The organism is Bradyrhizobium sp. BR 1432 (assembly GCF_051547705.1).
GTDB classification, from domain to species: domain Bacteria; phylum Pseudomonadota; class Alphaproteobacteria; order Rhizobiales; family Xanthobacteraceae; genus Bradyrhizobium; species Bradyrhizobium zhanjiangense.
On the sequence record NZ_JBPUGF010000003.1, the window covers coordinates 4607868 to 4623162 of the forward strand.

Annotated in this window: 12 protein-coding genes; 8 read left to right on the top strand and 4 right to left on the bottom strand. The window is 64.8% G+C overall.

Annotated elements, in window-relative coordinates:
• Nucleotides 1–94 precede the first annotated feature (94 nt).
• The 6 genes from ACSKB8_RS22125 to acdA all read left to right on the top strand — a co-directional run bounded on the left by ACSKB8_RS22125 (nucleotide 95) and on the right by acdA (nucleotide 5968).
• Nucleotides 95–1414: a tetratricopeptide repeat protein gene (locus tag ACSKB8_RS22125; RefSeq protein ID WP_438106358.1), complete on the top strand. Its 1320-nt coding sequence runs from the start codon at nucleotides 95–97 to the stop codon at nucleotides 1412–1414.
• Entirely contained in the window at nucleotides 1415–2641 is a 1227-nt protein-coding gene (locus ACSKB8_RS22130; protein WP_438106359.1) for an MFS transporter, read from the top strand. It abuts the gene before it with no gap.
• 89 nt (nucleotides 2642–2730) lie between these two features.
• Nucleotides 2731–3408: a cupin domain-containing protein gene (locus ACSKB8_RS22135; RefSeq protein ID WP_438106360.1), complete on the top strand. Its 678-nt coding sequence runs from the start codon at nucleotides 2731–2733 to the stop codon at nucleotides 3406–3408.
• 103 nt (nucleotides 3409–3511) lie between these two features.
• The gene (acuR, locus tag ACSKB8_RS22140) at nucleotides 3512–4168 is read left to right on the top strand and encodes an acrylate utilization transcriptional regulator AcuR (RefSeq protein ID WP_438106362.1); all 657 of its coding nucleotides are present in this window, start codon (nucleotides 3512–3514) and stop codon (nucleotides 4166–4168) included.
• Between the two features lie 34 nt (nucleotides 4169–4202).
• Nucleotides 4203–4775, top strand: a complete 573-nt coding sequence (locus ACSKB8_RS22145; protein ID WP_130211712.1) for a peroxidase-related enzyme — start codon at nucleotides 4203–4205, stop codon at nucleotides 4773–4775.
• Between the two features lie 14 nt (nucleotides 4776–4789).
• Nucleotides 4790–5968, top strand: a complete 1179-nt coding sequence (gene acdA, locus ACSKB8_RS22150) for a 3-sulfinopropanoyl-CoA desulfinase (RefSeq protein ID WP_438106364.1) — start codon at nucleotides 4790–4792, stop codon at nucleotides 5966–5968.
• A gap of 349 nt (nucleotides 5969–6317) precedes the next feature.
• Here acdA and ACSKB8_RS22155 read toward each other — a convergent pair whose 3' ends face one another.
• Nucleotides 6318–6668, bottom strand: coding sequence for a RidA family protein (locus ACSKB8_RS22155; protein ID WP_438106366.1), 351 nt, complete (start codon nucleotides 6666–6668; stop codon nucleotides 6318–6320).
• Between the two features lie 241 nt (nucleotides 6669–6909).
• Here ACSKB8_RS22155 and ACSKB8_RS22160 point away from each other — a divergent pair, with 241 nt between their 5' ends.
• On the top strand, nucleotides 6910–9231 hold the full coding sequence (locus ACSKB8_RS22160) for a molybdopterin guanine dinucleotide-containing S/N-oxide reductase (RefSeq protein ID WP_438106368.1): 2322 nt from the start codon (nucleotides 6910–6912) through the stop codon (nucleotides 9229–9231).
• Between the two features lie 136 nt (nucleotides 9232–9367).
• Here the strand turns inward: ACSKB8_RS22160 and ACSKB8_RS22165 are convergent, their stop codons facing one another.
• The 3 genes from ACSKB8_RS22165 to ACSKB8_RS22175 form a co-directional block, all read right to left on the bottom strand.
• A complete protein-coding gene (locus tag ACSKB8_RS22165; RefSeq protein ID WP_438106370.1) occupies nucleotides 9368–10351 on the bottom strand; it encodes a helix-turn-helix domain-containing protein in 984 nt (327 codons plus the stop codon).
• A 251-nt stretch (nucleotides 10352–10602) separates the two neighbouring features.
• Nucleotides 10603–11310, bottom strand: coding sequence for a hypothetical protein (locus ACSKB8_RS22170; RefSeq protein WP_091878181.1), 708 nt, complete (start codon nucleotides 11308–11310; stop codon nucleotides 10603–10605).
• 118 nt (nucleotides 11311–11428) lie between these two features.
• Nucleotides 11429–14272 (bottom strand): ATP-binding protein, encoded by a 2844-nt coding sequence (locus tag ACSKB8_RS22175; RefSeq protein ID WP_438106372.1) that lies wholly within the window; start codon nucleotides 14270–14272, stop codon nucleotides 11429–11431.
• A gap of 325 nt (nucleotides 14273–14597) precedes the next feature.
• Between ACSKB8_RS22175 and ACSKB8_RS22180 the strand changes: the two genes are divergently transcribed.
• A complete protein-coding gene (locus ACSKB8_RS22180) occupies nucleotides 14598–15287 on the top strand; it encodes a VOC family protein (RefSeq protein WP_438106374.1) in 690 nt (229 codons plus the stop codon).
• The last annotated feature ends 8 nt before the right edge of the window (nucleotides 15288–15295 follow it).

The following is a 15295-nucleotide window of genomic DNA, read 5'->3' on the forward strand; positions in this document are numbered from 1 at the left end:
GCCGCTTTTCGCTCTGCTAGCGCTCCAGTTCAAGGCCGGCCACACCACGGACTTCGTTGGCCGGACCGTCTCGTCCTCGTAGCAGGAGCGGAGCATGGCCGAGTGCGACAGCCGGGGCCTGCCGATTTCGACAGATTCACCGAAAGCCGCCGGTCAATATCGCGCCGGCATCGATCTGCTTCTTTCGGCGTGGCCGGGTGCAGATGAGGCGCTGCGGCAGGCCGTGGAGCACGATCCGCATTTCGCGCTGGCGCACGCCGCCCTCGCACGTCTGCACGCGATCAAGGCCGAGCCTGCGGACGCGCGCGCAAGGATCGCGACTGCGCAGGAAATCGTCGCGCGAAACGGCTCGCCGCGTGAGATCAGCCATGTGGCGGTCCTCGCGCTCGCGGTGACCGGCCAGTCCACCCGGGCGTTGGAGAGCGCGCTCGCGCATCTGGACGCGTGGCCGCGCGACGTCCTGATCCTCTCTCTGCCGCTCGGTGCGTTCGGCCTGTTCGCGTTCTCGGGGATGATCGGGCACGACCAGGCGCGCGTGGATCTCTGCGAACGCGTCGCGGGTCGCTACGACGCGGATGACTGGTGGTTCCTGACCTATCGCGGCTGGTCACATGCCGAGAACGGATCGGTCTCGAGAGGTCGCGACCTCGCGCAACGTGGTCTCGAACGGCGCCGCGCCAACGCGAACGCCGCGCATGCGGTCGCGCATGCGATGTTCGAGCAGGGCGCCAAGGACGAAGCCGAAACGCTGCTCGAAGGCTGGTTGCCTGATTATGATCGGGCAGGGATGCTTCACGGTCATCTGGCCTGGCACGCGGCGCTCTCGGCGCTGGAGCGCGACGATCCGCAACACGCCCTGGCGATCTACTCCAAATACGTTCGACCTTCGGCCTCGCTCGGTCTGCCGATCAACGTCGTGAGCGACACGGTTTCCTTGTTGTGGAGGCTTCAGGCGTATGGCCATGAGGTGCCGTCCGGCATGTGGGGCGAGGTCGAGAGCTACGCCGGATCCCGCTATCCGAGTCCCGGTCTGGCATTCGTCGAAGTGCACATGGCCTTGTTGGCCGCCGCGACCGGAAAACACGCCACGGCCGTCGACCGCATCAAGGCGAATGCGCAACGTGTCGCGGACGGCGCGCTGCCGGCTGGTCCCGTCGTGCCGGCCATCGGGCGGGCGGCGCTCGCGTTCGCGAACGCCGACTACGCCGAATGCATGCGGATTCTCGAGCCCGTGGCCGCAGACGTCGCCCGGGTCGCCGGCAGCGGCGCCCAGAGGGAAATCATCGAAGACATGTTGTTGCTCGCTTTCATGCGAAGCGGCGATTCCGCCAAGGCACGCGATCTGCTCGATCGCCGCCTTCACCGCCGTCCGTCGCAGCGCGATGCGCGCTGGCGCGGCCAAATCGAGGTCTGAATGTCAGAAGTTGCCGTGCAAGGGCGGATGGAGGCTCCGCCCGCGTTCCGTTTCGAGCGCAACAATATCGCAAGGCTCGCCGTCGCGCAGGCACTGGCCGGCGCGAATTCGGCGATCGTCTACGCCACCGGCGCCGTGATCGGCGACATGCTGGCGCCCAGCAAGGCGCTGGCAACTCTCCCAATCTCGATCTTCGTGGTCGGGATGGCGGCCTGCACCTTGCCCGCCGGAGCGGTCGCGCAACGTTACGGGCGACGCGCGACCTTCATGATCGGCACCGGCTGCGGTGTCCTCTCCGGCCTGATCGGATCGCTCGCGATTCTACACGCCTCGTTCGGCTTGTTCTGTGCGGCAACGTTTCTCGGCGGTGTCTACGCCGCGGTGGTGCTGTCCTTTCGCTTCGCTGCCGCCGATTGTGCGGCGCCGGAGCGGCGGCCGCGCGCGCTATCGGCGGTGATGGCAGGCGGTGTCTTTGCCGGCGTGATCGGGCCGCAACTCGTCACGTATACGATGGGTCTGTGGCCATCCCATCTGTTCGCGGCCACCTATCTGGCACAAGGCGCGGTCGCCGCGATCTCGTTATCGGTTCTCGCCGGGGTCCGTCTGCCGATGCCGATCGCGGCCGACAGGGGCAGAGGCCGTCCTCTTTCCGTGATCGCGCGCCAGCCGCGTTTCATTGCTGCGGTGGTCTGCGGTGTCGTCTCCTATCTGCTGATGAACTTCCTGATGACGGCGGCGCCGCTCGCGATGAAGTTCTGCAATCTGTCGCAGGAGTTTGCCAATCTTGGTCTGCAATGGCATGTGATCGCCATGTACGGCCCGAGCTTCTGGACCGGCAGGCTGATCACCCGGTTCGGCGCATCGAGGGTGGTGGCGACCGGGCTGCTGCTCACCGCCGCCTCTTCGGCAGTCGGTCTGTTCGGCATTCAGGTCGGGCACTTCTGGGCGACGCTGATCCTGCTCGGCGTCGGCTGGAATTTTGGCTTCGTCGGAGCATCTGCGATGGTCCTGGAGTGTCATCGCGCGGAGGAGAAGGCGCGCGTCCAGTCGCTGAACGACTTCATCGTGTTCGGGACGATGACCTTCGGCTCGTTCCTGTCGGGTGGACTGCTCTCCGCCTACGGCTGGAATACGGTCCTGTGGGTTTCGTTTCCGCCTCTGTTCCTGGCCGTCGCCGCGCTGGCGCTGGCATCACCACGATCGCGCCGCGGCGATACGGCGTCGTGATATGCTGGAGCGCGCCGCGGAGGCCGTCGCACGGATGCGGTCCGGCCAGGCCAATTTCAGAATGGTGTTGACCATGAGGGAGAAGAGCCATGCGCATCAATGATAACTTGACGGTTCCGGTGATCGTCCAGGCTGGGCAGCTGCCGTGGACCCAAAGCCCGGCGGCCGGTGTCGACCGGCGCATGCTGTTCCGCATCGGTGACGAGGTCGCGCGCGCCACCTCGATCGTGCGGTACGCGCCGCACAGCGCGTTTCCGCGCCATACGCATGGCGGCGGCGAAGAGATCGTCGTTCTCGATGGCGTCTTTCAGGACGAGCATGGCGATTACCCCGCGGGCAGCTACTTCCGCAATCCGCCCGGGACCTCGCACGTTCCCGCATCGGAGGCTGGCTGCACGATCTTCGTGCGCCTTTGGCAGTTCCGGGATGGCGATCGCGACCAGATCGTACGACGGCCCGCGGAAGGTCGTCAGCGCGAGCCGCGATCCGGGGCGGCGAGCGCGCTCGAACTGTTCGACGATGGATTTGAGAACGTGCGTTTCGAGAGCTGGATGCCGGGCAGTTCCGTCGCGGTCGAGAATGCACGCGGGCTCGAAATGCTCATTCTCGCCGGGAGCCTGTCGATTGGTGATCAGACGCTGCTCCCGCAAGGCTGGGTCCGCTTGCCCGCCGGACAGCCCCTGCGCGCCGTCTGCGGTGCGGACGGCGCGAACGTCTGGCTGAAGGACGCTCCTCTGCTGCATCCGGACGTCTGTCAGATGCCGTGAGCGCGAGGCGATCCGCACGTCCTGGAAGGTCCGATCGACAGACGCCGGGCCTCGATGACGACGCGGGATTGATTTTGCAAGACGATCGGTCTAATAAATCGCCATGAAAGCGATTTCGCCGTCAGCCGAACCACGTCGCCGTGGCCGTCCGCCTAAGGACCAGACACGGCCAGACGCGCCGCGCGCACGGCTGCTGCGCACCGGCGTAGCGATCCTGACCGAGAAGGGCTTCAGTGCCGTGGGCGTCGAGGAGATCCTTGACACCGCGGAGGTGCCAAAAGGCTCATTTTACCATTACTTCGACAGCAAGGAGGCCTTTGGTCTCGCACTGATCGATGCCTATGCGGACTATTTCGCGCGCAAGCTGGACCGATGGTTCGACGACACCGAGCGTGCTCCGCTCGACCGTCTGCGTGATTTCATCGCGGACGCTCGCTCGGGCATGGCGAGACATCGTTACCGGCGCGGCTGCCTCGTCGGCAATCTCGGACAGGAGATGGGTGTTCTGCCCGAACCGTTCCGGAAGCGCCTCGCTGCTGTGTTCCGGGATTGGGAAGCGCGGACGTCCCGTTGCCTGCGGTCGGCGCAAGAGGCGGGCGAGATGTCCAGCGAGCTCGACTGCGAGGATCTCGCGCAGTACTTCTGGATCGGCTGGGAGGGCGCGGTGCTACGCGCCAAGCTCGAACGGCGCCCGGACGCGCTCGACGTCTTCGCCGAAGGTTTTCTTGTGATGATCCGGGCGAAAGGTGAGGGGCGATGACTGTCGTGCCAATCTTCAACGAGGAGCCAAGCTCATGACCGAAACACGCGCCGTCAGCCGCTTCCCTGTCCCCGATCTCGCCGATATGCCGGACGATATCCGCAGCCGCATCCTGGCCGTGCAGGAGAAGTCCGGCTTCATTCCGAATGTCTTTCTCGTGCTCGCCCACCGGCCGGAGGAGTTTCGCGCGTTCTTTGCCTATCACGACGCGCTGATGGATAAGCCCGGCAATCTGACCAAGGCGGAGCGCGAGATGATCGTCGTTGCGACCAGCAACCTCAATCAGTGCCAGTATTGCGTAGTGGCGCATGGCGCGATCTTGCGGATCCGCGCCAAGGACCCGCTGATTGCCGATCAGGTCGCCGTCAACTACCGCAAGGCCGACATCACCGATCGTCAGAAGGCGATGCTGGATTTCGCTGTTCGGGTCTCGACCGAGGCGCACAAGACGTCTGAAAGCGACTTCGCCACGCTGAAGGCGCACGGATTCACCGAAGAGGACATCTGGGACATCGCGGCGATCTCGGCCTTTTTCGGCCTGTCGAACCGGCTCGCGAACGTGACGAGCATGCGTCCGAATGCCGAATTCTATGCCATGGGCCGCTGAGAAGGAGCGGCGCCATGGAGCTGTCATCCCGTCAATTGGCTTTGAAGGAAAGAGCCGCCGCCTTCTCGAACGGGCTGCTGCGCAAGCGCGGCGCCGAGATCGATCAATCGCGCGAGTATCCCTTCGACGTTGTCGAGGCACTGAAAGCCGAGCGCTTCATGGGCATGACCATCCCGAAGGAATATGGCGGGCAGGGCCAGAGCTTCCTCGACACGGTGCTGGTGATCGAGGAGATGGCGCGCGCGTGCACGGTCTCGGCGCGTATCGTCGTCGAGGCCAATATGGGCGCGATCTCCACCGTCATGGCCTACGGCACCGATGCACAGCGCAGGCGCGCTGCTGATCTCGTCCTGGCAGGCGACAAGCCGGCCATCTGCATCACGGAGCCCGAGGCGGGCAGCGACGCGAGCGGCATGAAGACCCGGGCCGACAAGCGCGGCAATCGCTTCGTGCTCAACGGCAGCAAGCATTGGATCACCGGTGCCGGCGTGTCGCGCCTGCACCTGATCTTCGCGCGGGTCTTCGATGAGAGCGGTGAGGAGCTTGGCGTCGGCGGCTTCCTGGCCGTGCGCGGCGAGGCCGAAGGGCTGCGCATCGGCAAGCGCGAAACGACGATGGGACTGTGCGGCATGCCCGAGGGCGAGCTCGTGTTCGAGGATCTGGAGATCACGCCGGACATGGTGCTGCTGCCTCCGTCGGGCTTCAAGCGCGGCTTTGCCGACCTCATCAATGCCTATAACAGCCAGCGTGTCGGCGCAGGCACTGTCGCGATGGGGATCGCAGCAGGTGCGCTGGAGCACGCCGTCGAATGGGTCAAGACGCGCGAGCAGTTCGGGCGCCCGATCGGCGAATTCCAGGGGCTGCAATGGATGCTCGCCGACATGCAAACGCAGCTCACCGCATCCCGCCTGATGCTGCATGCAGCCGCCGCGTCGCGAGGCCCGGGCGGCAGCGCATTTCCCGATCCGACCCTCGCGGCGCAGGCGAAGATCTTCGCGTCCGAGGCGGCGATCAAGATCGTCAACGATGCACTTCAGATGTTCGGGGCCCGCGGTTATTCGCGCGACTTCCCGCTCGAGCGCATGGCGCGCGACGTGCGCATGTTCACGATCGGCGGTGGCACGGCGCAGGTGCTGCGCACGCTCGTCGCGAGCAAGGTTCTGGGCTGGAAGCTGCCGCAGACCCGTCATTGAGCGGGGGTCATCCAGACTGCTTCAGCCAGTTTTGGGCTCGGCTCGCGGTCGGCTTGCGTCTGCGATCACTAGCTCGTGTCATCATGGCCGCTTCAGCGGCCCTGACGCGCCGACGCAGCTCTAACAATTCGCAATATGCGGCACGAAGCGGATCGTCAGAATCGAGCGTCGGCGATTGCTTTGAAGAATTCGTCGTGCCGTAGGATGAGTATCTGATCATCTTGAACACGCTGCGTTTGATATACGCAGAGCGTATCAGGGCATTCTCTTCGCGCAACGAAAGTCGCTCGTTAACATTGATGTCGGCGCAAAAAGTTAAGACCGGTACAAGGATATGCTCTCCCAACCGCTATTGTCGCGCAGCGATCGCGGTCATCTCGAGCTTGATGCCCGGACCGAGATCGGCGACGCCGATTGCGGCGCGCGCTGGCAGATGAGCTTCCGCAAAGTGCGCCTTCCAGGCGGCGTTGAACGCGGCCTTCTCCTTGAGGTCCGTCATGTAGATGGTCACCTGCAAGACATTCGCCAAATCGGATCCGAGGGTCTTCAGCAGCTGCGCCAGCTGCCGGAGGACGTCGTTAGCCTGACCCGACATGTCGAGGCTCGTGTCTTCAGGGACGATTCCACCGATGTAAAGCACGCCATTATGCTCGACCACTTCGTGGAGCAGACCTTCGTAGGGCAAGACGCGCTTGATCATGATGAGACCGATGTTGCTGATGAGGGGAGGGATGCGTATCGCACATCTGCACCATCAATACGAGGCCCTGTGACGTACCGAGTGGCACCGTCGACATCGGCTTGAGTCTTGACCTCGCTATTCGGCGGCGTCGGGTGCAACAGAGTGCACGGGAGCCCAGCGTAGACGTCAGCCCTGATCTCGATGACATCGCAGTGTGGATCGGTATACTGCCACCACGTGCTGGAACAAGGATCAGGCGATGGACGATACGATTGGCTTTCCCGACCCCGGCCTCGACCTGTCCGACGGCTTCAAGCCGCACACCTCGCATTGGGGCGTGTTCTCGGCGCGCCAAGGCGCGGCCGGGCTCGAGGTGAGAGCGTATGCAGGGGATCCCGATCCCAACGGCATCATCGACAATTTCCCCGGCGCGCTGCGCCATCAGGCGCGCATCGCCCAGCCGGCGATCCGCCGCGGCTGGCTCGAGCGCGGTCCCGGTCCGGACGATCGCCGCGGCCGCGACGAATTCGTCTCCGTGAGCTGGGAGAAGGCGCTCGACCTGCTCGGCGACGAACTGGCGCGCATCCGCGACACGCGTGGTCCCGGCGCCGTGTTCGGCGGCTCCTATGGCTGGTCGAGTGCGGGCCGCTTTCATCACGCACAGAGCCAGGTGCATCGCTTCCTCAACATCGCAATGGGCGGCTATGTGCGTTCGGTCAACACCTATTCTTCCGGCGCGTCCTCGGTGCTGCTGCCGCAGATCCTGGCGGGATACGAGGACATCACCAAGCGCAACGTCACCTGGGAGCAGATCGCGGCTGATACCGAGATCGTGCTGGCGTTCGGCGGCATGGCGCTGAAGAACTCCATGGTCGCCGGCGGCTCTATCAGCAAGCATGTCGAGCGCGGTGCCATGGCGGCGGCGCGCCGGCGCGGCTGCGAGTTCGTCCTGGTCAGCCCGCTGCGCGACGATCTGCCGGTCGAAGCTGGCGCCGAATGGATGAGCTGCGTGCCCGGCACCGACACCGCGCTGATGCTCGGCATCGTCCACACGCTGGTGAGCGAAGGTCTGCACGACCAGGCCTTCCTCGATCGCTACACGGAAGGCTGGCCCGTCTTCCTGCGCTATCTCACCGGCGAGAGCGATGGGCAAGCAAAGCATGCCGGATGGGCCGCCGCGATCTCAGGCGTCGACGCGGACACGATCCGCGCTCTGGCGCGTCGCCTCGCCGGAAAACGCGCGCTCATCACCGTCTCGCATTCGCTCCAGCGCGCCGAGCATGGTGAGCAGCCGGTGTGGATGGGCCTGGTATTGGCGGCAGCGCTCGGCCAGATCGGTCTTCCCGGCGGCGGTTACGCCTATTCGCTGGGTGCGATCGGCTATTACGGCCGCCGCGTCAACGACGTGCCGGGGCCGACGCTGGGGCAGGGCCGCAACGGCGTTGCCGATTTCATTCCGGTGGCACGCATCGCCGACATGCTGCTCAACCCCGGCAGCACCTATCGCTACAATGGCGAGACGCGCACCTATCCGGACATTCGCCTCGTCTACTGGGCCGGCGGCAATCCCTTCCATCATCACCAGGACATCAACCGCCTGCGCAAGGCGTTCGCGAAAGTCGACACGCTGGTCGTGCACGAGCTCGGCTGGACCGCGACGGCCCGGCACGCCGACATCGTGCTGCCCGCGACCATGACGCTGGAGCGCGAGGACATCGGCTATTCCACCAACGATCCCCTGATGGTCGCGATGCACCGGATCGCCGAGCCGTTCGGGCTCGCGCGCGACGACTATGATATCTTCGCCGATCTCGCCGAGCGTCTTGGCGCGCGCGAACCCTTTACGGAAGGTCGCACCTCCCGGGAGTGGCTCGAACATCTGTATGAGCCAACCCGCGCCTCGCTCGCCAAGCGTGGCCTGGAAGCGCCCAGCTTCGACGAATTCTGGCAGCGCGGCAGCCTGGTCGTGCCGCAGCAGCCCGATGACGGCGGCCGGCTGCGCCGATTCCGTGAGGATCCCGCAGGTCACGCCCTGCCGACGCCGAGCGGCCGCATCGAGATTTTCTCGGCGAAGATCGCGGGCCATGGCGATGCGGATTGTCCGGGCCATCCGGTTTGGCTCGACAAGACCGATATGCCGAGGCCTGGCGCGCCGTGCTTCCTCGTCGCCAACCAGCCGGTGACGCGGCTGCACAGCCAGCTCGATTTCGGCGGCCATTCGCTTGCCGCAAAACATCGCGGCCGCGAGGTCGCGCGCATGAACCCGCGCGATGCGGCCGCGCGCGGCATCAAGGATGGCGACATCATCCGCCTGTTCAACGACCGCGGCGCCTGCCTCGCTGCGGTCCACGTCACCGACGGCATCGCGCCCGGCGTCGTGCAGCTTCCGACCGGAGCGTGGTATGACCCGATGGATCCCGAGGACGACGCGCCGCTCTGCGTGCACGGCAATCCGAACGTGCTCACCCGAGACATCGGCACCTCATCCCTGGCGCAAGGCTGCACGGGGCAGCTGACGACGGTCGAGGTGGAGAAGTTCACGGGCAATCTGCCACCGATCCGGGCGTTCGATCCGGTGTAGGGCTTTTATCGTAGCCCGGATGGAGCGTAGCGCAATCCGGGACCGCTCTCTTCATCGGCACCTTCCCGGATTACGCTTTCGCTCCATCCGGGCTACGGCATCTCGCAATGATGAAGTAGAGACCGTGTGCGCCTCGCTACGCGGCCACGCTGGCGATCCAGTCCCTCTCCAGAGCGGCACGCCGCTGCGGAGGCGCTTCTGCCTCAGCTCGCTCACCCTTGCTGGCGAGGCGCCAGCGTGCCGGAGACTGGCCGCTGATGCGCTTGAAGACGGTGGAAAAATGCGCCTGCGTGCTGAAGCCGACGGCAAGCGCGATCTCCGCCAAGGGCCGCTCGGTGGTGATGAGCAGCGCCTTCGCACGTTCGATCCGGTGATTGAGAAGATATTCGCGGGGACGGTAACCGGTCGCGGCGCGGAATTGGGCCGCAAAGTGCATTCTGGACAAGCCGGCGACATGGGCGAGCTCGGCCAGGCTGATGCAGCGGTCGAAATGATCGGCGATGTATTGTTCGACCCGCCGCAGCCGCCATTTCGGCAAGGCATTGACCCTGACGCGCGGCGGCTCCAACCGGGCGAGATGCATCGCGAGGGTCTGGCCGAGGCAGCGCATGAACTGGTGGTCCGCGGCGTGACCACGTTCGATCAGCGCCTTGGCAAGCTCCGCAGCGAGCGGGTCCCGCAACAGGACGAGGTCATTCAGTCCTTCGGTCGCGGGGAATTGCGCCGGAAAATGATCCGTGGAGATATGAAAGTGCAGGAAAGCGCACGGCGATTCGAATTGCGCGCGGAGAGGCTTCGACGGTGCGGTGACATAGAGCGTGCCTGCAGGCATGGCGCCGTCGAAAACGATCTGACGGTCCCGGCTCAGTCTTGCGCGCGTGGTCTTCAGGGCGATGCCGACGAAATAGCGATCCTCGGGCGTCGTCGTTTCGTGCGACGAAGCGCCACGGCAATCTTCCCATCGCGAGATCGTGATGTCCTCGCTGGACGTCTCCGCGCTGCGATCGATCTGACGCCATCGGCTTTCCCGGGCGAATGCCTGTGTCGCTCGAATGGCTTCGCGATTCCGGTTGACGGCTCGAAGATCGGCCCAGGCGTGCGCCTGCATGTCGGTGAACATCGTTCGTCCTCTCGTCTCAGCGGCGGCTTGCGAATGCGCAAGTTCGCTATGGTCCGAGAGTACGCGTGTGCGCGCCAGGACGCCCGTTAGTGGTGATTAGGAGTTGTTAGTTGTTGTGTGAGTGCGAGCGCTGTGACAGCTCGCCGCAGGGGGGCTCTATGAACGTCCCAATTCGTCGCATCGGTTGGCAATCGTCGGCGCAGTCCAGGCCTGGTTCGAGCACGTGACGTCGTTTGCGCGCTCATGCGCCGCTACTCGAAGACGGCGTCGAAGATCTCGACGTCCATCAGCACGGGCTTGACGATCACGGTTCCATCGGGCCGCAGCGTTTGCGCCCGTCGAAGCGTCGGCACCACGATGCCGCCGAAACTGTCATGAGCCCAGGAAGAATGTGCGACCTTCATCCCGAAGAGATCGTGATCTGTCCGTCGTTGCAGGGCGCTCTCGTCGAAATAGAAGATCTGCTCGGGAGCGAGCGTGACCAGGCGCGGGGGGAATTGCGCCCGCAGCCGCCGCCAAGTCTGGGTGCTCTCGCGCCACGGCGTCAGCTCTTCCACCACGACATCGGGGTCGGCGAGCAGGAATGGAGTCGTCAGGTAATTCCAGATCGCCACGCCGCAGAAGAAGACGAGGTGCAGTTCGTCCGCGAGCGCAGCAGAGCCAGCCTCGGCAGACGCGAAGCTCGGGTTGCGCCAGGTCCGCAGGACCTCACCATCCAGGCTCTCGATCGTGATCGCGTCCGGTTGAAACGACCCGGAATGTTCGCCCCCGGTGATGCCGGTGAAGCGGATCGATTGCGTCCGGGTCGAGCCTTCTGCGGTCACGTCCTTGAATTCCCGGGCGTGCCCGGCGCTGGAGAACAGCGTCCCGCCGACGGAGAGGTGGAGCGTGAACCCCTTCAAGCTGTTCCAACGGGCCATACCGCCGTTGGCATCGATTACGTCGTCAAGAAGCGCCATGTCCCGCCATATCCACCGTGAAGTGCCTCCACCATGGCGGGGTGTGTGCGGCTTGGCGTGTTAGAAGTTGTTAGGACTTGCGAGCGCGCGGGATGGCGGTATCTCGTTGAAGATGCTCTCAATTCAGGGCGGCAAGGAGGCCTCTTGCGGCAACCAGATCGCGGGTCTGGAGGCCCTCCTGATACTGCGCGACGAGTGGGGTGAGCAGGTCGCGCGCGTCGGCGGCCTTGCCGGTGCGCTCCCAGATGCGGCCAAGGCTGATCGCGCCGCGGAGTTCCCAGCCGACCGCGAATTGGCGCCGCGACAGATCGAGCGATCTGCGCAAGACGCTCTCGGCCTCCGCAACGTTGCCAGACCGTACGAGGATGTCGCCCTTGACCCTGAGCATCTCCGGCATGTCGAACGACTCGCCATGATCGGGGATTTCCGCGATGGCCTCATCGATGGTCCGCAGGGCCTCGTCGGGCTGGTTCTGGGCCAAGAGTCCCTCCGCGAGCGCCGTCGCAAACACCGTCGTCATGATCCGGTGCCGCGTTGCGAACAGCGTGGCCTGGCTGCGGCGAAGATGCTCCATGCCGGCGGCGACGTCGCCGCGGCGCAGCAGCAGCTCGCCTTTCTGGCCGATGCCGACCGCATGATAGGGGCCGAGGAAGTGGCGCGCGGAATGTTCGATCAGCCGCTCGATCAGGATTTCCGCATTGGCCCAGTCGCCGACCCAGAGGAACACATAGATCGTCCAGATCAAGGAAATACCGAGGGTCAGCGGCTGCTCCAGCAACTCGGCCTCGCGAACGGTGTACCTGGCCGCCTCAATTGCACGATCGGGCCGGCCGGTGAGCCAAAGCCCGCGCGCCAGTGCCACCAGCGCCACGATGCGGTCGTCATAACCGAGATGCCCGATGTTCAGCCGCTGCGAGCCGGGATTGTGCGCCATTGCGCTCTGGCAAAACTGCACGGCCTTGTCCTGATTGCCGATCAGATGATGCGCAACGCCCAGCATCCATTCCACGTTCAGCGCGGCGGCGGGATCGTTCAGCCTGCGCGCAACGCTTTCGCCCTGTTCGCCCGTGCCGAGCGCGCCGTGAAAATCGCCAACCCTGGTGAGATAGATGTGCAATCCGCGCAACAGCCAGAGCTGCCAGTGCAGATCCTTCAGCTCCCGTGCAAGCTGGAGACTGCGCGTGAACGCCGTCCGGACCGCTTCCGTATTGCCCTGCGTGAACATCACGGAGACGCCGAGCGCCGCCTGCAACGTCATCTCCTGGCGGCTGTCGATCGAACCCGTGTCGAGCGAGGCCAGCGCCTGCCGGGTCCAACGGTAGCATTCCGTCAGCAATGTCAGCTCGAGGAAGAACTGGGCTGCCGAGGCCGCCAGATCCACGCCGATTGTCCGGTCGCCGCCGTCCGAAAAGCTCCAGGTCAGCGCGGCCCTGACGTTGGGCAGGTAGTCGGCATAAGGAAGGAAGCCGCCGGCGCTCTGCATGCCCGCTGATTTGACAGCAACGTCGCGCAGGACATCGCGGAAATATTCGGCGTGAGCGCGCGCAGCGCGGGCCGCTTCCCCGTTCTCGACGAGCTTGTCCGCGACGAAGGCGCGGGTCGTGTCGAGCAGGCGATAGCGCAGCCGCCGCTCCGCGGGCGACGTTGCGATCAGCGATTTGGAGAGCAGGTTCGAGATCGTCTCGACCGCTTCGGATTCGCTGATGCCCTGGCTGGACGCGACAGCAATTGCGGCTTCCAGCGTGAACGGGCCGACGAACACCGACAGTGCGCGCAGCGTCGCGCTTTCGGCCGGCGGCAGCAGGTCGTAACTCCAGGCGAGTGCCGCGCTCAGGGTCTGGTGTCGCGGAATCGCAGTACGTCGTCCTCGCCACAACAGCGAGAAGCGGCTATCCAGCAGCGAGGCGGTCCCGGCAATGCCATAGGCGTTCACACGTCCGGCGGCGAGCTCGATCGCAAGCGCAATGCCGTCGAGACGCCGGCAGATCTCGGCGACGAGCGGGGCATCCTCCTCGCTGAGCTCGAACTCGCTCAGGCTCTCGGCGATGCGTTCCACGAAGAGTTGGCTTGCGGGATAGGCAAGGATGTCGGCGATGCTGAGACCGTCGCGCTGCGGTGGGCAATCCAGTGGAAACAGCCGGTGGACGCGCTCGCCTTCGGTGCGAAAGGATTCGCGGCTGGTGGCGAGAATGTGCAGCTCTGGCGCCTCCTGGACGATGCGTTCGGCTAAGGGGGCGAGCTCATCGAGAATATGTTCGCAACTGTCGAACACCAGCAGCATCCGCTGGCTGTGCAGGAACGTCAGTAGGCCCGGCATGGGATCGTCGGAGTTGACGGTCAGGCCAAGCGCGGCCGCAATCGTTCCGGGCACGAGGCGGGCATCCGTCAGCGCACCGAAATCGACGAAGCTCACCCGACCGTCGAAGGCCCCGAGCTCGCGGTGCGCGACGGCGAGCGCAACCGAGGTCTTGCCGATCCCGCCGGGCCCGACGATGGTGACGAAGTGGTGCTGAGTCAGCTCTGCGGAGATCCTCTCGACCTCATCGTCGCGCCCTATCATCCTCGCAAGCGGCGAGGGAAGCGCGTGGGGCGAAGCGGCAGGCAAGCTGGTGCGGTCCTCGAACAGTGCTGTCCGGAGCAGCGGGGCGGCGAAGCAATAGCCACGTCCGGGGACGTTGACGACGTAGCGGGAGCCTTCGCCAGCATCGCCCAAGGTTTTGCGCAGATTCGTGATGTGGAAGCGCAGGCTGCCTTCGTCGACATTCACGTCGGCCCAGACGCGCCGCATCAGCTCCCGTTTGTCCACGACCTCGCCGGCGCGCTCGGCGAGAAAGATGAGGATGTCGAGCGCGCGGCCACCGAGGTGAAGCGGCGCGCCGTCCTTCTCAATCAGCCGCGACTTGGGAAACAGCCGGAACGGCCCGAAAGCAATGGCCGAATTCTGGTCGTTAGTGTCCGGCACGAGCAATGGTCCGCTGAAAAGGCTGATGTCTGCACGTTGATCTATCAGAACGAGACGTTCAGTAAACTGGCCGAAAGTGGCGAAATCGCGTGGCGATCATCGAATGCAGGGGAATAGCCGTCACAAATTTTGCTTAAAGGCGAGCGATTTACGACGATGACTGCGACAATTCGTCAGCATGCTTGACCGTCGAGGTCGCGCTGTCCGCCGCCAGATTGCGATGCCGCCGATCATAACAGAATCTTGCAACGTCTAACGCGCAAAACGCGAGCGATGCATTCAGTATGGCCTTCGGGTTAAATCGTACTCCAACGGGGAGGTTATCATGGCCACTATCGAAATCGACCGTGACGTCGCGACCAAGCCTTCGACATCGCGTAGCCTTGATCTGAAGCTCGAAGTCGTCGTCATCCCCGTCTCCGATGTCGACCGCGCCAAGGCGTTCTACACGCGTCTCGGCTGGCGACTGGACGCCGACTTCGTGTCGGGCAGCGAGTGGCGCGTGATCCAGTTCACGCCGCCGGGCTCGGCCTGTTCGGTGATTTTCGGCAGGAACGTCACGGCGGCCGCGCCTGGTTCGGCGCGCGGCCTCTACCTGATCGTCTCCGATCTGGAGGCTGCACGACAATATCTGCTCGACCGCGGCATCGCCGTCAGCGAACCCTTCCACGGTGCCGGCGATGTTCACGCCGGTCCGGACGAGCCGTACCTGTTCGGCAGCGTCCGGGTCAGCGGTGCTGACCCGGAGCGCGGCAGCTACAGCTCGTTTGCCTCGTTCAGCGATCCCGACGGCAATGGCTGGCTGTTCCAGGAAGTCACGACACGATTGCCCGGACGCATCACGGCAGACGGCACGACGTTCGCCTCGCAGAGCGATCTGGCGGCGGCGTTGCGCCGTGCATCGGTTGCGCATGGTGAGCACGAGACGCGGATCGGCGGACACGACGAGAATTGGGCGGATTGGTACGCCGACTACATCGTGCGCGAGCAAGCCGGTCTACCACTGCCGTCCTGAGTTGAAGG